This window comes from Stenotrophomonas sp. 112478_Sma (assembly GCF_056479905.1).
Genome location: NZ_CM151072.1, coordinates 3,191,257 through 3,214,163, shown reverse-complemented (window position 1 = coordinate 3,214,163; position 22,907 = coordinate 3,191,257). Strand labels below are relative to the sequence as shown.

15 protein-coding genes are annotated in these 22,907 nt (G+C 67.6%); 10 read left to right on the top strand and 5 right to left on the bottom strand.

From position 1 onward, the window contains the following. Positions 1 to 22: 22 nt before the first annotated feature. Positions 23 to 1,606, bottom strand: coding sequence for a propionate catabolism operon regulatory protein PrpR (gene prpR, locus ACZK08_RS14720; RefSeq protein WP_065182633.1), 1,584 nt, complete (start codon positions 1,604 to 1,606; stop codon positions 23 to 25). 154 nt (positions 1,607 to 1,760) lie between these two features. Between prpR and prpB the strand changes: the two genes are divergently transcribed. From prpB to pbpC, 7 genes are all read left to right on the top strand, one after another. Then, positions 1,761 to 2,654 carry a methylisocitrate lyase gene (prpB, locus tag ACZK08_RS14715; RefSeq protein ID WP_065182634.1) on the top strand — a complete coding sequence of 298 codons (894 nt, stop codon included), beginning with the start codon at positions 1,761 to 1,763 and terminating at the stop codon, positions 2,652 to 2,654. A gap of 36 nt (positions 2,655 to 2,690) precedes the next feature. Further along, positions 2,691 to 3,848: a bifunctional 2-methylcitrate synthase/citrate synthase gene (prpC, locus tag ACZK08_RS14710; RefSeq protein WP_053518648.1), complete on the top strand. Its 1,158-nt coding sequence runs from the start codon at positions 2,691 to 2,693 to the stop codon at positions 3,846 to 3,848. A 98-nt stretch (positions 3,849 to 3,946) separates the two neighbouring features. Next, positions 3,947 to 6,565 (top strand): Fe/S-dependent 2-methylisocitrate dehydratase AcnD, encoded by a 2,619-nt coding sequence (acnD, locus tag ACZK08_RS14705; RefSeq protein ID WP_065182635.1) that lies wholly within the window; start codon positions 3,947 to 3,949, stop codon positions 6,563 to 6,565. Between the two features lie 51 nt (positions 6,566 to 6,616). After that, on the top strand, positions 6,617 to 7,801 hold the full coding sequence (prpF, locus tag ACZK08_RS14700) for a 2-methylaconitate cis-trans isomerase PrpF (protein ID WP_053518644.1): 1,185 nt from the start codon (positions 6,617 to 6,619) through the stop codon (positions 7,799 to 7,801). Between the two features lie 99 nt (positions 7,802 to 7,900). Next, positions 7,901 to 9,361: a bifunctional 2-methylcitrate dehydratase/aconitate hydratase gene (locus tag ACZK08_RS14695; RefSeq protein WP_478452248.1), complete on the top strand. Its 1,461-nt coding sequence runs from the start codon at positions 7,901 to 7,903 to the stop codon at positions 9,359 to 9,361. Between the two features lie 179 nt (positions 9,362 to 9,540). Then, a complete protein-coding gene (locus ACZK08_RS14690; protein WP_065182637.1) occupies positions 9,541 to 14,448 on the top strand; it encodes an alpha-2-macroglobulin family protein in 4,908 nt (1,635 codons plus the stop codon). Positions 14,449 to 14,497: 49 nt separating this feature from the next. Next, positions 14,498 to 16,879: a penicillin-binding protein 1C gene (gene pbpC, locus ACZK08_RS14685; protein ID WP_065182638.1), complete on the top strand. Its 2,382-nt coding sequence runs from the start codon at positions 14,498 to 14,500 to the stop codon at positions 16,877 to 16,879. A gap of 43 nt (positions 16,880 to 16,922) precedes the next feature. Here pbpC and ACZK08_RS14680 read toward each other — a convergent pair whose 3' ends face one another. Together ACZK08_RS14680 and ACZK08_RS14675 are read right to left on the bottom strand one after the other, a co-directional pair. Further along, positions 16,923 to 17,498, bottom strand: a complete 576-nt coding sequence (locus ACZK08_RS14680; protein ID WP_065182639.1) for a ferritin-like domain-containing protein — start codon at positions 17,496 to 17,498, stop codon at positions 16,923 to 16,925. A 29-nt stretch (positions 17,499 to 17,527) separates the two neighbouring features. Further along, positions 17,528 to 18,010 (bottom strand): peroxiredoxin, encoded by a 483-nt coding sequence (locus tag ACZK08_RS14675; RefSeq protein ID WP_065182640.1) that lies wholly within the window; start codon positions 18,008 to 18,010, stop codon positions 17,528 to 17,530. A 261-nt stretch (positions 18,011 to 18,271) separates the two neighbouring features. Between ACZK08_RS14675 and ACZK08_RS14670 the strand changes: the two genes are divergently transcribed. Next, entirely contained in the window at positions 18,272 to 19,156 is an 885-nt protein-coding gene (locus ACZK08_RS14670; RefSeq protein ID WP_053518631.1) for a DnaJ C-terminal domain-containing protein, read from the top strand. Between the two features lie 118 nt (positions 19,157 to 19,274). Here the strand turns inward: ACZK08_RS14670 and pilH are convergent, their stop codons facing one another. Beyond that, positions 19,275 to 19,646, bottom strand: a complete 372-nt coding sequence (pilH, locus tag ACZK08_RS14665) for a twitching motility response regulator PilH (RefSeq protein WP_053518630.1) — start codon at positions 19,644 to 19,646, stop codon at positions 19,275 to 19,277. Positions 19,647 to 19,734: 88 nt separating this feature from the next. Continuing rightward, positions 19,735 to 20,730, bottom strand: a complete 996-nt coding sequence (locus ACZK08_RS14660; protein ID WP_065182641.1) for a YhdH/YhfP family quinone oxidoreductase — start codon at positions 20,728 to 20,730, stop codon at positions 19,735 to 19,737. Between the two features lie 151 nt (positions 20,731 to 20,881). On the opposite strand from ACZK08_RS14660, the gene hflK reads away from it, so the two are divergent. Together hflK and hflC are read left to right on the top strand one after the other, a co-directional pair. After that, positions 20,882 to 22,015: an FtsH protease activity modulator HflK gene (gene hflK, locus ACZK08_RS14655; RefSeq protein WP_065182642.1), complete on the top strand. Its 1,134-nt coding sequence runs from the start codon at positions 20,882 to 20,884 to the stop codon at positions 22,013 to 22,015. Continuing rightward, the gene (hflC, locus tag ACZK08_RS14650) at positions 22,012 to 22,875 is read left to right on the top strand and encodes a protease modulator HflC (RefSeq protein WP_065182643.1); all 864 of its coding nucleotides are present in this window, start codon (positions 22,012 to 22,014) and stop codon (positions 22,873 to 22,875) included. Before hflK ends, hflC begins: the two co-directional genes overlap by 4 nt. Positions 22,876 to 22,907 lie beyond the last annotated feature (32 nt).

The window sequence follows — 22,907 nt, the reverse complement described above, 5'->3', positions numbered from 1 at the left end:
GCGCGGTCCGCGCTGCGCCTGCCTACAGTCCTTCCGCGCGCAGCCAGCGCCACAAGGTGGTGCGTGACACGCCGAGCACCTGGGCCATGCCTTCGCGGTCATTGCGGTGTTCCCGCAGCAGCGCCTGCAGCTGGGCCCGTGCCGGGCGCCTGCCATTGCTTTCCAGCCGCAGGGACGGGGTGCTTTCGCGCGCCAGTTCCGGCGCCAGCTGCAGCAGGCGCCCAGCGTCGATCATCCCGTCTGCCGGCTGCCAGTGGATGCGCAGGCGGTCGACCAGATTGCGCAGTTCTCTCACATTGCCCGGCCAGTCGGCGGCACCCAGCACTGCCATCGCGTCCTGGTCCAGGGGGGCGTCGATACCGCGCAGCTGGCGGAAGAAGTGCCGGGTCAGCAGCGGGATGTCAGCGCGCCGGGCACGCAGCGGGGGCAGTGCGATGCGCAGTGCCGCCAGCCGGTAGTAGAGGTCGCGCCTGAAGCTGCCGGCAGCTGCGCGATGCTCCAGCGACTGCAGCGTCGCGGCCACCACCCGCAGGTCCACGGGTGTTGGTTCGGTGGCGCCGACGCGCAGCACTTCACGTTCTTCCAGCACGCGCAGCAGGCGGGTCTGCAGCGGCAAGGGCAGCTCGCCGATCTCGTCAAGGAACAGTGTGCCGCCATCGGCCGCTTCGACCAGGCCGACCCGGCCGCCACGACGTGCGCCCGTGAAGGCGCCATCGCTGTAGCCGAACAGTTCGGCTTCCAGCAGCGATTCGCTGATCGCGCCGCAGTTCAGCGCGACGAAACGACCGCGCCGGCCGCTGGCGGCGTGCAGTTGCCGTGCCACCAGTTCCTTGCCGGTACCGGTCTCGCCGGTGACCAGCACGGTGCTGTCGTGCGGTGCATAGAGCGCGATCTGTGCGCGCACCTGCGCCATCGCCTCGCTGTCGCCGAGCAGCGCGTATGCATCGCCGCGCGGGGCGGCACTGCGCCGCGTGGTGGGGCGTGGACCCACCGAGCGTGCCAGGGTCTGGGTCAGTTCCAGCGCATGCTCGAAGGCCTGCCGTACCGAGTCGGCCGAATACAGCAGCACGCCCGGCAGCCCGGCCTGCTCGGCATGGTCGATGGCCATCCCGGTGCCGACGATCACTTCGATGCCGTTGGCACGCAGATCGGCGATGCAGTCGCGCGCATCTTCGCGGGTGACGAAGCGGCGGTGCTCGATATCCAGGCCGAAGCTCTGCTGGAAGCCGCTGAACACCGGCACGTCGCTGGCATGGGTGACCAGGCCGATACGTGCGGCGATGCGGCGCGCGCGCGCCAGAGCCTCCATCAGGTCGAAGCCGTTGGCCTGGATCGGCACCAGCGGCAGGTCGAGCCGACTGCGCAGCCAGGCCGCGTTCGAGCCACCGGCAATCACCACGTCGCAGTGCTCGCGGCGCAGGCGTTGGCCGATCACCTCCACTGCCTCTTCGAAGCCGAGGTTGATCTGCTCGATGCGCGCGCGGCGGTCGAACTCGGGAATGACGTCACCCAGCAGGCCGGTCAGCCGCGAAACGCTGACCGTCCAGATCACCGGGCGGCCGGGGTCGGCATCGGCATGGCGCAGGGGCGAGCGGGGCAGGTACATGGGGCGGACACCGGCACGGGAGTGTTTCATGATACATCTGTTTCAATGTTTCATATGTTTCATCGCTGTCAGCCGGTCATGCCTTTGAAATCAATCGCTTGCAGCTTGGCATGGTGCTTGCGCCTGCCACCTGTTCCTCAACATGGATTGCCGCATGACCGCTTCCGCCCCTTCTTCCGCCGGTGCCCGCTTCCGCGAGGCCCTGGCCGCCGAATCGCCGCTGCAGGTGATCGGCGCGATCAACGCCAACCACGCACTGCTGGCCAAGCGCGCCGGCTTCCGCGCCATCTACCTGTCCGGCGGTGGTGTTGCCGCAGGCTCGCTGGGCCTGCCGGATCTGGGCATCAACACCCTGGAAGACGTGCTGGTGGACGTGCGCCGCATCACCGACGTCTGCGACCTGCCGCTGATGGTGGACATCGATACCGGCTTCGGACCCAGCGCGTTCAACATCGCGCGCACCGTGAAGTCGCTGATCAAGGCCGGCGCGGCCGCCTGCCACATCGAGGACCAGGTCGGCGCCAAGCGCTGTGGTCACCGTCCCGGCAAGGAGATCGTTTCGCAGGGTGAGATGGTCGACCGCGTGAAGGCCGCCGCTGATGCAAAGACCGATCCGGATTTCTTCCTGATCGCACGCACCGATGCCATCCAGGTGGATGGCGTGGACAAGGCCATCGAGCGCGCCATCGCCTGTGTCGAAGCGGGCGCCGATGGCATCTTCGCCGAGGCCGCCTACGATCTGGACACCTACCGCCGCTTCGTCGATGCAGTGAAGGTGCCGGTGCTGGCCAACATCACCGAATTCGGTGCGACGCCGCTGTTCAGCCGCGACGAGCTGGCCTCGGCCGGGGTCGCCATCCAGCTGTTCCCGCTGTCGGCGTTCCGCGCGGCGAACAAGGCGGCGGAGAACGTCTACCAGGCGGTGCGCCGCGACGGTCACCAGCGCAGCGTGGTCGACACCATGCAGACCCGCGAAGAACTGTACGACCGCATCGGCTACCACGCGTTTGAGCAGCAGCTCGACGCACTGTTCGCCGCCAAGAAATAAGCAGTACCCTGCACCATCAAGTTTTCGGAGGGAAACATGAACGATACGACCGCAACCCCGACCTTCAAGCCGAAGAAGTCCGTCGCCCTGTCCGGCACTGCCGCCGGCAACACCGCGCTGTGCAGCGTCGGTCGCAGCGGGAATGACCTGCACTACCGTGGCTACGACATCCTGGATCTGGCCAACACCAGCGAATTCGAGGAAATCGCGTACCTGCTGGTGCACGGCAAGCTGCCGACCCGCGCCGAGCTGGTTTCGTACAAGGCCAAGCTGAAGTCGCTGCGTGGCATCCCGGCCGCGGTGAAAGCCGCGCTGGAAGAACTGCCGCCGTCGGCACACCCGATGGATGTGATGCGCACCGGCGTGTCGGTGCTCGGCTGCGTGGCGCCGGAAAAGGATGACCACAACCATCCGGGTGCACGCGACATCGCCGACAAGCTGATGGCCTGCCTCGGCTCGATGCTGCTGTACTGGTACCACTGGAGCCACAACGGCCGCGCCATCGACGTGGAAACCGATGACGATTCCATCGGTGGCCACTTCCTGCACCTGCTGCACGGCGAGAAGCCACAGGATTCGTGGGTGAAGGCGATGCACACCTCGCTGATCCTGTACGCAGAGCACGAGTTCAATGCGTCCACCTTCACCTGCCGTGTCATCGCCGGTACCGGCAGCGACATGTACAGTGCGATCTGCGGTGGCATCGGCGCGCTGCGCGGCCCCAAGCATGGCGGCGCCAACGAAGTGGCCTTCGAGGTGCAGAAGCGCTACGACAGCCCGGATGAGGCCGAAGAGGACATCAAGGCCCGCGTCGAGCGCAAGGAAGTGGTGATCGGCTTCGGCCACCCGGTGTACACCGTGTCCGACCCGCGCAACAAGGTGATCAAGGACGTCGCCCGTGAGCTGTCCGAAGAGCAGTCGAGCATGAAGATGTACGACATCGCCGAGCGCCTGGAGACGGTGATGTGGGACATCAAGAAAATGTTCCCGAACCTGGACTGGTTCAGCGCCGTCAGCTACCACATGATGGGCGTGCCGACCGCGATGTTCACCCCGCTGTTCGTCATCGCCCGCACCGCCGGCTGGAGCGCGCACATCGTCGAGCAGCGCATCGACGGCAAGATCATCCGTCCGAGCGCGAACTACATCGGCCCGGAAGATCGCGAGTTCGTGGCCATCGACAAGCGCGCCTGACCGCCGCGTGATCCATCCATCCGGTCGGCCAGGTGCCGGCCGGATGCCTTCATTGCCGCTCGCCGGCATCCGGCCCGCCCCAAGCATTCCGCCAGCCCATGAATACCGATTACCGCAAGACCCTCCCCGGCACCCCGCTGGACTACTTCGATGCGCGCGCTGCGGTCGATGCGATCCAGCCCGGCGCCTACGCCACGCTGCCGTATGTCTCGCGCGTGCTGGCCGAGAACCTGGTACGGCGTTGCGATCCGGCGCTGCTCACCGCCTCGCTGACGCAGCTGATCGAACGTCGCCGCGACCTGGATTTTCCCTGGTTCCCGGCGCGCGTGGTGTGCCATGACATTCTCGGTCAGACCGCGCTGGTGGATCTCGCCGGCCTGCGCGATGCGATCGCCGACAAGGGCGGCGATCCGGCCAAGGTCAACCCGGTGGTGCCGGTACAGCTGATCGTTGATCACTCGCTGGCGGTGGAGTGCGGTGGTTTCGATCCGCAGGCATTCGAGAAGAACCGCGCCATCGAGGATCGCCGCAACGAGGATCGCTTCCATTTCATCGACTGGACCAAGCGGGCGTTCCAGAACGTGGATGTGATTCCGCCGGGCAACGGCATCATGCACCAGATCAACCTGGAGAAGATGTCGCCGGTGATCTACGTGCAGGACGGCGTGGCCTTCCCGGATACCTGCGTGGGCACCGACAGCCATACGCCGCACGTCGATGCGCTGGGCGTGATCGCCATCGGTGTCGGCGGCCTGGAGGCCGAGAACGTGATGCTCGGCCGCGCGTCGTGGATGCGCCTGCCCGACATCATCGGCGTGGAACTGACCGGTCGGCCACAGCCAGGGATCACCGCCACCGACGTGGTGCTGGCCCTGACCGAGTTCCTGCGCAAGGAACGCGTGGTGGGCGCCTGGCTTGAATTCTTCGGCGAGGGTGCGGCCGCGCTGACCATCGGTGACCGTGCCACCATTTCCAACATGTGCCCGGAATACGGCGCGACCGCGGCGATGTTCTACATCGACGGGCAGACCATCGATTACCTGCGCCTGACCGGTCGCGAGGAATCGCAGGTGGCGCTGGTGGAGAACTACGCACGCAGCACCGGTCTGTGGGCCGATGCGCTGGCCACGGCGCAGTACGAGCGCGTGCTGCGCTTCGACCTGTCCAGCGTGGTCCGCAACATGGCGGGCCCGAGCAATCCGCATCGCCGCCTGCCGGTGGCCGAGCTGGCCGAGCGCGGCATCGCCGACGCAGCCAAGCTCGATGCCGGCAAGGCCGAGCAGCTGCGGGGCCTGATGCCTGATGGCGCGGTGATCATCGCCGCCATTACCAGCTGCACCAACACCTCCAACCCGCGCAACGTGATCGCCGCCGGCCTGCTGGCGCGCAAGGCCAACGAGCGCGGCCTGCTGCGCAAGCCGTGGGTCAAGTCGTCGCTGGCCCCGGGTTCAAAAGCGGTGCAGCTGTATCTGGAAGAGGCCGGCCTGCTGCCGGAGCTGGAAAAGCTCGGCTTCGGCATCGTCGCGTTCGCCTGCACCACGTGCAACGGCATGAGCGGTGCGCTGGATCCGGCGATCCAGCAGGAAATCATCGACCGCGACCTGTATGCCACCGCCGTGCTGTCGGGCAACCGCAACTTCGATGGCCGCATCCATCCTTACGCAAAGCAGGCCTTCCTGGCATCGCCGCCACTGGTGATCGCCTATGCCATTGCCGGCACCATGCGCTTCGACATCGAGAAGGACGTGCTTGGCGTGGACGCCGACGGCAACGAGGTGCGCCTGAAGGACATCTGGCCGAGCGATGCCGAGATCGATGCAGTGGTGAAGGCGGCGGTGAAGCCCGAGCAGTTCCGCAGCGTCTACAACCCGATGTTCAACGTGCGCGTGGAGCAGGGTGCGGCGGTCAGTCCGCTGTACGACTGGCGCCCGCAGAGCACCTACATCCGCCGCCCGCCGTACTGGGAGGGGGCGCTGGCCGGTGAACGCACGCTGGCGGGCATGCGCGCGCTGGCGGTGCTGCCGGACAACATCACCACCGACCACCTGTCGCCGTCCAACGCAATCCTGGCCTCCAGTGCCGCCGGCGAATACCTGGCGAAGATGGGCCTGCCGGAAGAGGACTTCAATTCCTACGCAACCCACCGCGGCGACCACCTGACCGCGCAGCGCGCCACCTTCGCCAACCCGAAACTGTTCAACGAGATGGTGCGCAACGACGACGGCAGCGTGAAGCAGGGCTCGCTGGCGCGGGTGGAGCCGGAGGGCAAGGTGATGCGCATGTGGGAGGCGATCGAGACCTACATGGAGCGCAAGCAGCCGCTGATCATCATCGCCGGTGCCGACTACGGCCAGGGCAGCTCGCGTGACTGGGCGGCGAAGGGCGTGCGGCTGGCCGGCGTGGAAGCGATCGCGGCGGAAGGCTTCGAGCGCATCCACCGCACCAACCTGATCGGCATGGGCGTGCTGCCGCTGGAGTTCAAGCCGGGTACCACGCGGCTGACCCTGGGCATCGACGGTACCGAGACCTTCGACGTGGTGGGCGAGCGCACGCCGCGCGCCGACCTGACCCTGGTCATCCACCGCCGCGATGGGCAGGACATCATCGTGCCGGTCACCTGTCGCCTGGACAGCGACGAGGAAGTTGCGATCTACGAAGCGGGCGGTGTACTGCAGCGCTTCGCCCAGGATTTCCTCGAAGGTGCCCGGGTGGCATGAGACAACCGACGGCCCGGCAACGGGCCGTCTTTCATTGCAAGGAACCGTTCCATGAGCTTTCTTCCGCAACTCCGCATTGCCGCCACCTACATGCGCGGTGGCACCAGCAAGGGCGTGTTCTTCCGCCTGCAGGACCTGCCCGCAGCCGCACAGGTGCCGGGCCCGGCACGTGATGCGCTGCTGATGCGCGTGATCGGGTCGCCCGATCCCTATGGCAAGCACACCGATGGCATGGGCGGGGCCACGTCCAGCACCAGCAAGTGCGTGATCATCTCCAGTGCGTCCGTGCCCGATCACGATGTGGACTATCTCTACGGCCAGGTTTCGATCGACACCGCGTTCGTCGACTGGAGCGGCAACTGTGGCAACCTCAGCACTGCGGTGGGTCCGTTCGCCATCGCCAACGGCCTGATCGATCCGGCCCGGGTGCCGCGCGACGGCCTGTGCACCGTGCGCATCTGGCAAGCCAACATCGGCAAGACCATCATCGCCCACGTGCCGATGCGCAATGGCGAGGTGCAGGAGATCGGTGATTTCGAGCTGGATGGCGTGACCTTCCCGGCCGCCGAGATCCAGCTTGAGTTCATAGATCCCTCCGATGATGGCGACGCGGGCGCGATGTTCCCGACCGGCAACCTGGTCGATACCCTGGATGTGCCGGGCGTGGGCAGTTTCGAGGTGACGATGATCACCGCCGGCATCCCGACCATCTTCCTCAATGCGGCCGATCTGGGCTACAGCGGTACCGAGCTGCAGCCGGCGATCAACGACGACAAGGCTGCCCTGCAGAAGTTCGAGAGCATCCGTGCACACGGTGCGCTGCGCATGGGCCTGATCTCGACGCTGGAAGAGGCGGCGACCCGCCAGCACACGCCGAAAGTGGCGTTCGTGGCACCGGCACAGGACTATGTATCGTCCAGCGGCAAGGCAATCCCGGCATCGGCCATCGATCTGCATGCGCGTGCGCTGTCGATGGGCAAGCTGCACCACGCGATGATGGGCACTGCCGCTGTGGCGATCGGTACCGCTGCTGCGATTCCGGGCACGCTGGTCAACCGTGCCGCCGGCGGTGGCCAGCGCGAGGCGGTGACCTTCGGGCATCCGTCCGGCACGCTGCGCGTGGGCGCCCAGGCCGGTCTCGTTGACGGCCAGTGGACAGTGACCAAGGCCATCATGAGCCGCAGCGCCCGTGTATTGATGGAAGGCAGCGTGCGGGTACCGGCCGACACCTTGTAACGCGGGACCATGGCGGTAGCGCCGGGCCATGCCCGGCGAGCGCGGCAGGGCCCGCCCATGAACCGCCGGGCGTGGTCCGGCGTTAGCGGAGAACAGACGATGTCCGACAGCCACGCCCCGTCCAACGAACGTGCCGCGTGGGATGCGCTGCTGGAGGACATCGTCGATTACGTGCGCGACGTGCGCATCGACTCGCCACTGGCATTCCAGACCGCGCATTACTGCCTGCTGGATACCCTCGGTTGCGGCCTGGAAGCGCTGTCCTTCCCGGCCTGCAGCAAGCTGCTCGGGCCCCTGGTGCCGGGCATCAGCGTGACCAACGGCGCGCGCGTGCCGGGAACGCACTACGTGCTGGATCCGGTGCAGGCGGCGTTCAATATCGGCGCGATGGTGCGCTGGCTCGACTTCAACGACACCTGGCTGGCCGCCGAGTGGGGTCATCCGTCGGATAATCTCGGCGGCATCCTGGCCGTCTGCGATTGGCTGGGACGCAATGCCGCGGCCCTGCGTCGTCCACCGCCGACCGTGCACGATGTGCTGGTGGCGATGATCAAGGCGCACGAGATCCAGGGCGTGCTGGCCCTGGAGAATTCCTTCAACCGGGTCGGGCTGGACCACGTGGTGCTGGTGAAGGTCGCCACCACCGCCGTGGTCGCCCGCCTGCTTGGCCTGGATCGCGAGCGCATGCTCAATGCGCTGTCGCTGGCCTGGGTCGATGGCCAGGCGCTGCGGACCTACCGGCATGCGCCCAACACCGGTTCGCGCAAGAGCTGGGCCGCCGGCGATGCCACCAGTCGCGGCGTGCGCCTGGCGCTGATGGCGGCCAGCGGCGAGATGGGGTATCCCAGCGTGTTGAGCGCTCCCACCTGGGGCTTCGAAGCGGTCTCCATGCATGGTCAGGCGGTGACGCTGGGGCGGCCGCTGGGCAGCTACGTGATGGAGAACGTGCTGTTCAAGATCAGTTTTCCCGCCGAGTTCCACGGCCAGACCGCAGTGGAGGCCGCGGTCGCGCTGCACGCGCAGCTGCGGGCAGGCGGGCGCAGCGTCGATGACATCGCGCATATCGCCATCCGCACGCAGGAGGCCTGCATCCGCATCATCGACAAGCGCGGCCCGCTGCACAATCCGGCCGACCGCGACCACTGCGTGCAGTACATGGTCGCCATCGCGCTGCTGCATGGGCGGCTGGTGGCTGAGGACTACGAGGACGATGTTGCTGCTGACCCCCGCATCGATGCGCTGCGCGCGCGAATGACCTGCCACGAAGACCCGCAGCTCAGCGCGGATTACCTGGATCCGGACAAGCGCAGCATCGCCAACGGCCTGACCGTCCGCTTCAACGACGGCAGCGAACTGCCGGAGGTCCTGGTCGAGTACCCGCTCGGCCACGCCCGGCGACGCGACGAGGGCATGCCCCTGTTGATGGACAAGTTCCGGCGGCATCTGGCCCATCGGTTCCCCACCACCCAGCAGCAGCGCATCCTGGCGGCCTCGCTGGACCCGGTGGCGCTGGCGGCCATGCCGGTGACCGACTACGTGGATCTGTACCAGCCGGGGTAGGGCGCGCCTTGGTAGGTGCAAACCTTGGTTGGCACGGGCCCAACGCCAACCAAGGTCGGCCGCTACCGGGACCGCCGGGCATGGCCCGGCGCTACCGTTCCGATGTATTCCTGCCGGATCCGCGCCAACACCTTGACGCGGCGAGCCTATAATGGCCGCCTCGATCAAGGAGTGACGACATGAGCGGTCCGGCACGGCGCAAGCGGTGGGGATGGGCGGCGGCGGTACTGGCAGGAGGCCTGTTGCTGGGTCTGGCCGGTTGCCGCAACGACAGCGGGCAGCTGCCCAAGGCCAGTGGCGAGGCCATTGCCACCCAGGCCGAGCAGGTGAAGGATTTCACCCTGCTGCGCGCCTACCCGGACCAGAAGAATGACGGCCTGTCGCTGGCGCTGGAGTTCTCGCGCCCGCTGGTCGGCACGCAGGATTTCGACACGCTGGTGCGCTTCGAGGAGAAGGTCGGCACCGACGACAGCAGCTGGACCCTGTCCGATGACGGACTGACCCTGCGCTATCCGTTCGTCGAAGCCGGCAAGGAGTTCAGCCTGGTGGTATCGCCGGACCTGCTGGCCGCCGATGGCAGCCGGCTGGGCAAGGAGCTGAAGCAGAAGGTGTTCAGTGGCGAATTGAAGCCGGTGGCCGGCTTCGCCTCGCAGGGCAGCGTGCTGCCGGCCAAGGACAGCCGCGGCCTGCCGGTTGTCTCCGTGAATGTTCCCGAGGTCGACGTCGAATTCCTGCGCGTGCGCGAGAAGGATCTGCCGACCTTCTTCAGCCAGTACCAGCGCGGCGGCCGTCGTGGCAGCTGGGAACTGAGCAGCGACTACGAGCGCAGCCCGATCAATGCGTTGGCCGAGCCGGTCTACGTCAACCGCTTCATCCTCGGCGGCAAGCAGAACGAGCGGGTGCTGACCTACCTGCCAACCCAGGACATCAAGGAGCTGCAGGAGCCGGGCCTGTACTTCGCACTGCTCAAGCGCACGGGCGATTACGAGGGCGAGTTCGACACCGCGTTCTTCTCGGTCAGCGACATCGGCCTGCACACGCGCGCCTACAAGGACAAGCTGTTCGTCCACACCGCCGGACTGAAGGACGGAGCACCGCTGAAGAACGTCGAGCTGCGCGTGCTCGACGGCAAAGGCGAGGTGGTGCTCAAGGGCAGTACCGATGGCAACGGCAATGCGCTGCTGAACTACACGCTCGACGCCACCCACGTGCTGGTGGCCAGCAGTGGTCGCGACACCAGCTTCCTGCCCTTCAACCAGCCGGCCCTGGACCTGAGCGAGTTTGCCGTTGCCGGTCGTGACAATGCCTGGTTCGATGTCTACGCATGGTCCGGCCGCGACCTCTATCGGCCGGGCGAGACCGTGCGCCTGTCCGCGCTGCTGCGCGACAATGATGGCAAGCCGGTCAAGTCGCAGCCGGTGTTCCTGCGCCTGAAGCAGCCCGACGGCAAGACCTTCCGCGAGACCCGCCTGCAGCCGGGCGAGCAGGGCTACATCGCCTTCGAGCAGGTCATCCCGGCCGAGGCGCCGACAGGACGCTGGCAGGTGGAGTTCCGTACCGATCCGGCCAGCAAGGAAGCGATCCAGGGCATGACCCTGCGCATCGAAGAGTTCCTGCCCGAACGGATGAAGCTGGACCTGGACAGCCCGCAGAAGACGCTCAAGCCGGGCGAAGATCTTCGTCTGCAGGCCGATGGCGCGTATCTGTACGGCGCGCCGGCTGACGGCAACCGCTTCACCGCGCGCCTGGCCGTGGCAGCCGAACAGCAGCCGGTCGAGGGATTGCCGGGCTACTTCTTCGGCGACCCGACCCTGCAGCTTCCGCGCGAGGCCAAGGACGTGATCGACACGACGCTGCCGGCCAACGGCCAGCTGCGCGAGGACGTGACGCTGCCGGAAGAAGCGGCCAAGGCCAAGGCGCCGATCGCGGTGGTGCTGTCCGGCAGCCTGTACGAGACCGGTGGGCGGACCGTGACCCGCACCCTGAAGCGGGTGATGTGGCCGGCCAATGCGCTGGTCGGCGTGCGTCCGCTGTTCAACCCCGACGATGGTGCCGACTCCAACAGCAACGCACGCTTCGAACTGGTGCGCGTGGACGCGGCCGGCCGGCCGCAGCCGGCCAAGGGCCTGAAGATCACCCTGGTGCGCGAGCTGCGTGACTATCACTGGACCTTCAACGACAACCGTTGGGACTACGATTTCACCCGTCGGTTCGAGAACAGGGAAACCCGCACGGTCGATGCCGGCAGCAGCGCGGTGGCGTTCGATGTCCCGGTCGAGTGGGGCGAGTACCGGGTGGACGTGTTCGATCCGGGCACCGGCCTGACCAGCCGCTATCCGTTCCGTGCCGGCTGGAGCTGGGGCGATGACAATCGCGGTCTCGATGCGCGCCCGGACAAGGTCAAGCTGGGCCTGGACAAGACCGGCTACAAGGCGGGCGACACCCTGCAGGTGACGGTGACGCCGCCGCATGCCGGCAAGGGCATCCTGATGGTCGAGACCGATCGCATGCTGTACGTGCAGGACATCGACGCCAAACCCGGTGCCACCTTCAACATCCCGGTCACCGCTGACTGGGAGCGCCACGATGTCTACATCACCGCGCTGGTGTTCCGGGGCGGCAGTGCGCCGAGCAAGATCACCCCGGCGCGCGCTGTCGGCGTGGTGCACGTACCGATGGACCGCAGGGGCCGCACCGTGGCCGTCGGCCTGGTGGCGCCGAAGCAGATGCGCCCGGAACAGGATCTGCCGGTGACGGTCAGCGCACCGCAGCTGGCCGGCAAGGCCGCGCACGTCACCGTGTCGGCGGTGGATGTGGGCATCCTCAACATCACCCGTTTCCCCGTGCCCGATGCCGGCGCGCACTTCTTCGCCCAGCGCCGCCTCGGCATCGATGCCTATGACATCTACAGCCGGGTGATCGAGAGCTTCGACGGCGGCGCCGGCAAGCTGAAGTTCGGCGGTGACATGGCGCTGCAGTCCCTGCCTCAGGCCAAGCGGCCGACCGCGCGCGTGCAGACCGTGGATCTGTTCTCCGGCCCGGTACAGCTTGATGCCAAGGGCAATGCCCGCATCCGCCTCAAAGTGCCGGACTTCAACGGCACGCTGCGCGTGTCGGCGCTGGTGTACAGCGATGACCAGTACGGCAAGCGCGACGTGGAAACGGTGGTGCGCGCACCGATCCTGGCCGAGGCCAGCATGCCGCGCGTGCTCGCCCCGGGCGACCGCAGCACCGTGACGCTGGACGTGCAGAACTTCACCGGCAAGCCCGGCCAGTTCAACGTGCGCGTGGACAGCGAGGGACCGCTGGCCCTGGGCGAGGGCAGCCGCAGCGTGCAGCTCAACGCCGATGCGAAGACCACGCTGAGCTTCCCGCTGTCGGCACGCGAAGGCCACAGCGTGGCCAAGGTGCGGGTGCGTGTGGAAGGCAATGGCTTCAAGGCCGACCGCCGCTACGACCTGCCGGTGCGTGCGGCATGGCCGCAGGTGCTGCGCTCGCAGGTACGCACGCTCGACCCGCTGGCGGCGGTCAGCCTCGACAGCAGTCTGGCCGATGGCCTGATGTCCGAGTCGGTCAATGCGCGCCTGCTGGTCAGCCCGCTGCCCCCGATTCCGTTTGCCAGTGCTCTGCAGGGCGCGCTGAATTACCCGTATGGCTGCGCCGAGCAGACCACCAGCAAGGGCTACGCTGCGCTGATCCTGGACCAGGCCACGTCGTCGATGCTCGGCGCAGACGGCCTGGATGCCAAGACCCGCCGCGAACGCATGGAGGGCGCGTTCGGCCGCCTGGCGTCGATGCAGGTGGCCAACGGCAACTTCTCGATGTGGGGCGACGATGGTTATGTGAACCCGTGGCTGACCCCGTACATCGCCGAGTTCCTGCTCGATGCCCGGGATGCCGGCTTCGCCGTACCGGACAACGTGCTGCAGAAGGCACTGAACCGTCTCAGCGAGGATCTGCTGTCCGGCGGCAACCCGTTCTACGGGCAGGACGAGCGCGAGAAACTGAAGTTCGCCAACCAGGCGTATTCCGGCTACGTGCTGGCCCGGGTCAACCGTGCGCCGCTGGGTACGCTGCGCACGCTGTACGACAACGAGCGCAGCAAGGCGGTCGGCGGCCTGTCGCTGGTCCACCTGGGCGTGGCGCTGTCGCTGCAGGGCGACGCCAAGCGTGGCCAGGCCGCGTTGGAAGCTGCCTTCGCCAAGTCCAGCAGCGAGCGCCCGTCGTACTTCGGCGACTACGGCAGCGCGATCCGTGATGATGCGCTGATGATCGCGCTGACCCACGAGAACAAGCTGGCGAAGCCGGCATGGGATGCGCGTGCGGTCGATCTCGGCCGCGGCCTGGATGCGCGCCGCAACGCCGGCTGGATGTGGCTGAGCACGCAGGAGCAGGTCGCCATCGCCCGCCTCGGCAAGGCGCTGGCGGCCAACCAGAAGGCACTGGTGGCCGGCGAGCTGGTGATCGGTGGCAACAGTGAATCGATCAGCGAGCGCAAGCTGTTCGGCCGCACCTTCAGCGCCAGCGAACTGGCCAGCGGAGTGCGCTTCACTCCGCAGGGCCAGCCGCCGATGTTCGCCAGCATCGATGTGGCGGGCATCCCGCGCAGTGCGCCCGCGCCGGACAACAGTGTGATCGGTGTCGAGCGCAGCTACTTCGGTATCGACGGCAAGCCGTGGTCGCCGCGCCCGCTGAAGGAAGGCGAAGCGCTGATCGTGCGGGTCACCGTCAGTGCCGACACCACCATGCCGGATGCGCTGCTGACCGACCTGCTGCCGGCCGGCCTGGAGATCGAGAACTTCAACCTGGGCGATGCCAAGCAGTGGGCGGACGTGGTCGTCGATGGCATCACCATCAGCGACCGCGGTGACGCGGCCGATACCAAGCATGAGGAGTTCCGCGACGACCGCTACGTGGCAGCGCTCAAGCTCTCGCGCGGCGGAAAGGCCAATGTGTTCTACCTGGTGCGTGCGGTGACCCCGGGCACCTACTCGGTGCCGCCGCCGCTGGTGGAAGACATGTACCGGCCGCAGCTGCGTGGCGTCGGCCGCAGCAACCCGACCACGATCACGGTGGTGCAGCCGTGACCGCGCGGACGGGCCGCGACGGCGCGGCCCGTCCTGCTGGCAACCTGCAATGAAGAACGCGATGACGACCCGGCGGGCGGACCTGCGCCGCCGGCTGCGGCCGCTGTGGCCGTGGCTGCGCTGGGGAACAGCGGGTCTGCTGACGCTGCTGCTGGTACTGGACGTCGTTTTCCCGCCGCCACTGCCGAAGCAGCGCGACACCAGCACCCTGGTGGTGGCTGCCGACGGCACGCCACTGCGTGCGTTCGCCGATGCCGAGGGCGTGTGGCGCTATCCGGCCTCGATCGACAGCGTCTCGCCGTTGTACCTGCAGGCGTTGTTGACCTACGAGGACCGCTGGTTCTGGCGCCATCCGGGCATCAACCCGCTGGCGATCCTGCGTGCCAGCGGCCAGCTGCTGCGCGGCGGCCGCATCGTTTCCGGTGGCTCGACCCTGACCATGCAGGTGGCACGCATCCTCGACCCGCATTCGCGTACCCCGTGGGGCAAGCTCAAGCAGGTGCTGCGGGCCCTGCAGCTGGAAGTGCATCTTTCCAAGCGGGAGATCCTGGCCCTGTATCTGGAGCGTGCGCCCTACGGCGGCACCATCGAGGGCGTGGAGGCTGCCAGCTGGGCCTACCTGGGCAAGCCGGCCGCGCAGCTGTCACATGCCGAGGCCGCGTTGCTGGCGGTGCTGCCACAGGCACCCAGCCGCCTGCGCCCGGACCGCCATCCGGACGCGGCGCAGAAGGCACGTGACAAGGTGCTGGCACGCATGGCCGAACGGGGGGCGTGGACACCGGATGAGGTGGAGGATGCACGCATCGAGAACGTGGTGGCGCGGTCGCTGCGACCGCCACTGCATGCGGCATTGCTGGCGCAGCGGCTGCATGCGGCACACCCCGGCCAGGCGCGCATCCGGAGCAGCATCGACATCGGCCTGCAGCGCACACTGGAAGAGCGCGTGGCCAGCTATTTCTCGAGCCTGCCGGAGCGGACGTCGGCGGCATTGCTGGTGGTCGACAACCAGACCCTGCAGGCGCGCGCCTACGTGGGAACGCTGTCCTTCGGCGACCGCCAGCGCCTGGGCCACGTCGACATGGTTCAGGCCTGGCGCTCGCCGGGTTCGACCCTCAAGCCGTTCCTCTACGCGATGGCGCTGGATGACGGCCTGATCCACTCGGAGAGCCTGCTGGTGGACGCGCCGCAGAGCTTCGGCAGCTACCGTCCGGGCAACTTCGACATGGCGTTCAATGGCCCGATCGGCGCCTCCAGTGCGTTGCGTCTGTCGCTCAACGTACCCTCGGTGGACCTGCTGCAGCGGGTCGGCGCCGCGCGCTTTGCCGCGCGCCTGTCACACGCCGGCATCCAGCTGCGTTTTCCCGCGGGCAGCCCCCCCAATCTCTCGCTGATACTCGGTGGCACCGGCGCGAGGCTGGAAGATCTGGTCGGGGCATTCGCCGCACTGAACCGCAACGGTATCGCCGGCCGCGTGCGCTACACCGATGACGAGCCGATGATCGAGCGGCGGTTGGCGTCGCCGGGGGCGAGCTGGATCGTACGCGAGATGCTGGAGTCGAACCCGCGTCCGGGGTATGGCGTGGGCACCTTCGATGTGGGAGGGCGCCCCCGCGTTGCCTGGAAGACCGGGACCAGTTACGGCTACCGCGATGCCTGGGCCATCGGCAGCACGCGGCATTACACCGTGGGCGTATGGGTGGGGCGGCCCGACGGCACGCCCCTGCCGGGCCAGTACGGCGCGGTCACCGCGCTGCCGCTGATGTTCGAGGTGGTCGACAGTCTGCCGCGCCAGCGTGGCGATTCGGCGGCGGCACCTATGCCGGCCAGCGTCAGCCAGGGCGACATCTGCTGGCCGACCGGTGAACGCGCCGAAGGATTGCCGCCGGCCGTGTGCCAGCGGCGGATGCCGGCGTACCTGCTCGACGGCGCCGTACCGCTCACGTTCCCCGAGCGCGAAGCCCGGCGTTGGCAACCGGGCCGTCAGCGCTACCTGGCAGATGCACGCACCGGTCTACGCGTCTCGGCCAATTGTCGTCTGCCTCATGAGGAGGTGGCGCGCGAAATCGCCCGTTGGCCGGCGCTGCTGTCGCCGTGGCTGCCGAAGGCGACCCGGGAGCTGTCGCAGCTGCCGGCGCTGTCACCGGACTGCCGCGACGATGGCCGTGAGGCCAGCGTGGCGCTGCACGTGGACGGTCTGAATGACGGGGCCACGCTGGCGCGCGCGCCCAATGCCGAACACGGCGTGCGCCTGCAGCTGCGCGCGCTGGGCAGCGAGCAGGCAGTGGACTGGCTGCTGGATGGCCGCTGGATCGCACAGACCCGGGGATCTCAGCTGATGCAGCGCGAGTTCGCCGAGCCGGGCGCCCATACGCTGACCGCGCTGGCCGCCGATGGCGCGTGGACGCAGGTGCGTTTCAACGTCCTCCGGTAGGTGCCGGCCCACGGCCGGCACGCGGTATCCGATACGCGCAGCGCTATTCCCCGATCCACCCGTCCAGCAGGTCGGCGAACTCATCGGCGTGCTCTTCTTCCTGCGCCAGGATCTCCTCGAGGATGCGCTTGGTGGTCGTGTCGCGATCACCGATGAAGTCGATCATCTCGCGGTAGCTGTCGATGGCGATGCGTTCGGCGACCAGATTCTCGCGGACCATGTCACGCAGGTCGCTGCCCTCCTTGTACTCGGCATGCGAACGCGCGCTCAGCGTGTCCGGATTGAGGTCCGGCTCGCCGCCGAGCTGGACGATGCGTTCGGCCAGCTTGCCAGCATGCGCCTGTTCCTGCTGCGCATGCTCAAGGAACTCGGCCTTGACCGCATCGGCCAGCATCCCCTTGGCGGTGAAGTAATGCCGGTAGTAGCGCAGCACACAGACATACTCGGTGGCGAGGGCGTCGTTGAGCAGCTTGATCACGGCCTTGCGGTCGGCACTGTAGCTTTCGGTGATCGCGCCATCTTCAAGATTGCGCCGCGCGCGTTCGCGCAGGACCTTGCGGTCGCTGATGCCGGGAAGCGGGTGGGCAGACGTGTTGGCGTTGGCTGGCGTATTGGACATGGCTGGCCGTTTCCTCTTGCGGTGGAAGATCAGGTGGGCAGGTGCTCCAGCACGTACTCGGCCGAGGACACTTCGAACTGCCCGGGCTGCTCGATCCAGGCCGCGCGGACGACGCCGTCGTCCACGTACAGGGCAAACCGGCGCGAGCGGATGCCCATGCCCGAAGCACTGGCATCCAGTTCCAGGCCCAGCGCGCGGGTCAGTTCGGCATTGCCGTCGGACAGCATCAGCAGGCCCTCGGGTACGTGCTGGTCAGCGGCCCAGGCCTTCATCACGAACGGATCGTTGACCGCCATGCAGTAGACCTCGATGCCGCGCTGGCGGAACGCCTCGAACTTCTCGACGAAGCCGGGCAGGTGGCGGGCCGAGCAAGTGGGGGTGAAGGCGCCGGGCACGGCGAACAGCACCACTTTGCGGGCGTCGAACAGCGAGTGCGTATCGAGCGTCTCGATGCCCTCGCGGATGCGCTTGAGGGTCACTTCCGGAATGCGGTCGCCGACATGGATGGTCATGATGGACTCCTTGCTGGGGCAGGCTAGTGGGCGGGATGGGACAGGGGCGTCAAGACATTGGAAACCCCGCGTGCAGGCCCCATCTTCAGGGGGCACGCGCCAGGGTTCCAGCCACAGCGTGGCGCAGGCCGATGGCAGGCGCATTGCGCAGGATCAGTCGGCCTCACCGGGGCCGCACGAGGGGCGGCGTAGCATCGCCGGCGCGTAGAATGAACCCGGGGCGGCGCCACCGGCGCGGCCGAAGCGAATCGAGGTAGCTGGATGGAATTCAAGGATTACTACGCCACCCTGGGGGTGGAACCGAGTGCGGGTGATGCGGAGATCAAGACCGCATACCGCCGGCTGGCACGCAAGTACCACCCGGACGTCAGCAAGGAGGCCGGGGCCGAAGACAGGTTCAAGGCGGTCAATGAAGCCTATGAGGCGCTGCGCGATCCGGAAAAGCGCGCGGCCTATGACCAGCTGCGCGCGCAGGGCTACCGGCCGGGCGAGGAATTCAATGTGCCGCCGAACTACGGTGGTGGTGGCTTCAATTTCGAGGAAGTGTTCGGCGGTGGTGGCCCCAATGGCGGCTTCAGCGACTTCTTCGAGAGCCTGTTCGCCCGCCAGCGCGGTGGCCAGGGACCGGGCCCGGGATTCAGCAGCCAGGGGCATGCACCCAACCGCGATACCCGCGCCAAGCTGTCGGTGCCGCTGGAGGCTGCCTACAACGGCGACAGCCTGCGCATCACCGTCAACGGCAGGCAACTGGATGTGCGCGTGCCCAAGGGCATCCGTCCCGGCCAGGTGATCCGTCTGGCGGGGCAGGGCAACCACGGTGGCAACCTGCTGCTGGAGGTGGAGTACGCAGCACACCCGCAGTTCGAGGTCGATGGCCGCAACATCCTGTATTCGCTGCAGGTCACGCCCTGGCAGGCAGCGCTGGGCACCAGCATCAGCGTGCCCACGCTGGGCGGCGCGGTGGAGCTGAAGATTCCGGCCGATTCCGAAGCCGGTCGCAAGCTTCGCCTGCGCGGCCGCGGCCTGCCGGGCAATCCCGATGGCGATCAGATCGTCGAGCTGGAGATCATTGCCCCGGCCGCCACCGACGAAGCGCAGAAGAAGGCATACCGCAACCTGGCCAAGGCCTTCGGCGAATCAATCTGACGTCCTGTGCAGCGCCCTCGGTGAATCAACCCAGGGGTAGCGCCGGGCCATGCCCGGCGGCTCCTGACCCGCTGCGCTCGCCGGGCATGGCCCGGGGCTACCCGCGCATGCTGCGGCTTCAGCCCTGCCCGGCGAACACCCGCTCCAGCACCTCGGACAGCTCATCTTCCGAGAACGGTTTGGTGATGTAGGCCTTGGCGCCCTGGCGCATGCCCCACATACGGTCGGTGTCCTGGTCCTTGGTGGTCACCAGGATCACAGGGATGTGCCGGGTCGCCTCGTCGCGGGCGAGGGTGCGGGTCGCCTGGAAACCGTTGAGGTTGGGCATGACCACGTCCATCAGCACCAGATCGGGCAGCTCGGCACGGGCGGCTTCCACCCCGGCGGCGCCATCGGTGGCGGTCAGGATCTGGTGCCCGAGCTTCTCGACGATGCGCTGTATCCCCAACAGCTGCGACGGTGAGTCGTCGACGATCAGAATGCGTGCCATGTTGTTCCCCAGGTAATGCCCGCAGTGTAGTGCGGGCGGATTACCGGCGGGAGGGCGGCGCCTGCCGTCCGTCGCCTGCCTGCAACGTTCAGTCGATCCGTACCACCGTGCGTCCCAGCGAGCCGCCGGCCAGCATGCGCTCGAACACCTCCGGCAGCGCCTCCAGGCCGACTTCCGCCGTACAGATCTGCTGCAGATGCTGCGGCTTCCAGTCGTCGCCCAACCGCGCCCAGACGGTTTCGCGCAGGGCGCGTGGCGCGTTGGCCGAAGAAACGCCCAACAGCGATACGCCACGCAGGATGAAGGGCATCACCGTCATGTCCAGCTTCGGGCTGGCGGCGAGGCCCGCGCTGACCACGCTGCCGTAGGGCACGGTCTGCGCCAGCAGGCTGGCCAGCATGTCGCCGCCGGCATTGTCCAGGCCCCCGCCGAAGCGCCCGGTCTGCAACGGGCCGGTATCGGCCAACGCCTCGCGTGGCAGAACCTCGCTGGCGCCGATGTCGCGCAGGAAGCGGGCCTGCTCCGGCTTGCCGCTGATGGCGTGCACGGTATAGCCGGCGCGGCTGAAGATCGACAGCGCCAGGGCACCCACGCCACCGCTGGCGCCGGTCACCGCCAGCGGGCCCAGATCCGGGGTCTGCCGATTGTCCTGCAGGCGCAGCAGCGCCAACGCGGCGGTGAAACCGGCCGTGCCCAGCACCATCGCCTCGCGCGGGCTGAGCCCGGGCGGCTGCGCGATCACCGCACTCGACTCCAGCCGCACGTACTGGCTGTAGCCGCCGTCGCGGGTTTCGCTCAGGCCGCAGCCGGTGGCCAGCACGGCGTCGCCCTCGCGCCAGGCGGGGTCGGTGGAGGCCACGACCGTGCCGGCCACATCGATGCCGCCCACCAGCGGGAAGCGGCGCAGGATCCGGCCCTTGCCGGTGCCGGCCAGGGCGTCCTTGTAATTGACCGAGGACCACCGGGCGCGGATCAGCACCTGCCCGGGGTTGAGGTCGTCGACCCCCAGCCGGGTCAGTCCGCTGCGGTAGCCGGCGTCGTCGCTTTCGATGCGGAAGGCGGTGAACGGGGTGGTGGGGACCATCGGCGTGCCTGACTTCGAGGAAAACGCCACCTTACCCCGTTCGCCCCCTTTCGATCCTGCCGATCCGCCCCATCTTGTATGATCGGTGATGGTTCACGGCTGGCGCCGCGGGAAGGGCCCGCGCCGCAGCCCATATCTTGATGGAGCGTGCATGGCCTGGAATACACCCGGCGGCAACAAGGGCGGACAAGGCCCCGAGGACAATCGACGCGGGCCGTTCGGGTCGCGCGGCGGTGGCAATGGTGGTGGCTGGGGCGGGCTGCCCGGGCCGTTGAAGGATCTGTTCGATGGCGGCATCGTCCGCTGGGTGGTGGCAGCCCTGGTGCTGCTGGTGCTGTTCTCCAGCTTCCAGCTGATCGGCGAGCAGCAGCGTGGCGTGGTGCTGCGCTTCGGCCAGTTCTCGCGCATCCTGCAGCCCGGACCGAACTTCAAGCTGCCGTGGCCGATCGAGTCGGTCACCAAGGTCAACGCGACCGAGATCAAGACCTTCTCGATCCAGGTTCCGGTGCTGACCCGCGATGAGAACATCGTCAACGTGTCGTTGAACGTCCAGTACCGCATCGATGATCCGCAGCAGTACCTGTTCGGCACGGTCGATGCCAACCAGGTGCTGGAACAGTCGGCCCAGAGTGCCGTGCGCGAGGAAGTCGGCCGTGCCGATCTCAACGCCGTGCTGAACAACCGTGGCCCGCTGGCCGCGGCTGCCGAGGAGCGCCTGCAGGCGCTGCTGCGCGCGTTCAAGACCGGCCTGACCGTCACTGGCCTGACCCTGCAGGACGCCCGTCCGCCGGAGGAAGTGAAGCCGGCCTTCGACGAGGTCAACGGTGCGCAGCAGGTCAAGGAACGCCTTATCAACGAAGCCCAGGCCTACGCCGCCAAGGTCGTGCCGGAAGCACGAGGCCAGGCCTCGCGCGCCCGTACCACCGCCGAAGGCTACAAGCAGGCCGTCGTGTCCAAGGCCGAGGGTGATGCGCAGCGCTTCAGCCTGCTGCAGGCCCAGTACAAGGATGCGCCGGACGTGACCCGCAAGCGCCTGTGGCTGGAAACGGTGCAGCAGGTGCTGAGCGAGAACCGCAAGGTGATCGGTGGCGATGGCCGCCAGCTGATCTACGTGCCGATGACCGGCGATACCCGTCCTGCGACGTCGGCCGCCGGCGTGCCGAATCCGGACGTGGTGATGCCTTCGTTGCCGGGTACCACGGCAGCGGAACCTTCCCGTGACCCGGGCCGGCCCACGGGCCGCCCGACCGGGCGACCGAGCGGCCGTGAGGAGGGCAGCCGATGAAGAGTCCAATCTGGATCGCCGTGATCGTGGCGGTGGTGCTGGGCCTGCTGGGCTCGGTGTACGTGGTCCGCGAGGACCAGACCGCCATGGTCCTGAACCTGGGCAAGGTAGTGCGCTCGGACATCAAGCCGGGCCTGCACTTCAAGCTGCCGATCGTGGAAACGGTGAAGGTCTTCGACCGCCGCTTCCAGGTGCTTGATACCGCCCCTGCGCGTTACTTCACCGCCGAGCAGAAGGACGTCAGCGTCGACTTCTTCGCGATCGGCCGCATCTCCAACGTGGGTGACTACTTCCGCGCCACCGGCGGCGATCCGCGCATCGCCAATGCCCGCCTGGCACCGATCATCACCGACTCGCTGCGCAACCAGATCAACTCGCGCACCCTGCAGCAGCTGGTGTCCGGCGACCGCACCGAGCTGATCAACGAGCAACGCAAGAACATCAACGAGGCGGTGGCGGGGCTGGGCATGCAGATCATCGATCTGCGCATCAAGCAGGTCGATCTGCCGACCGACAGCCAGGTCATCAACGACGTGTATGAGCGCATGCGCGCCCAGCGCAAGCAGGAGGCCGCCAAGCTGCGCGCCGAAGGCGAGGAACAGTCGCTGACGATCCGCGCCCAGGCCGACCGCGACAGCACCGTGCTGATCGCCGAAGCCGAGCGTGATGCCCAGCGCCTGCGCGGTGAAGGTGATGCCGATGCCGCGCGCATCTATGGCAAGGCCGGTTCTGCCGATCCGGCGTTCTACGCCTTCTACCGCAGCCTGGAGGCCTACCGTGGCTCCATGACCGACGGCAACGGCGTGATCGTGCTCGACAAGAACGACCCGTTCCTGCAGTACCTCAAGAGCGATCGCTGAGGTCGCACGCACTACCCACGGGGCCCGGCCAG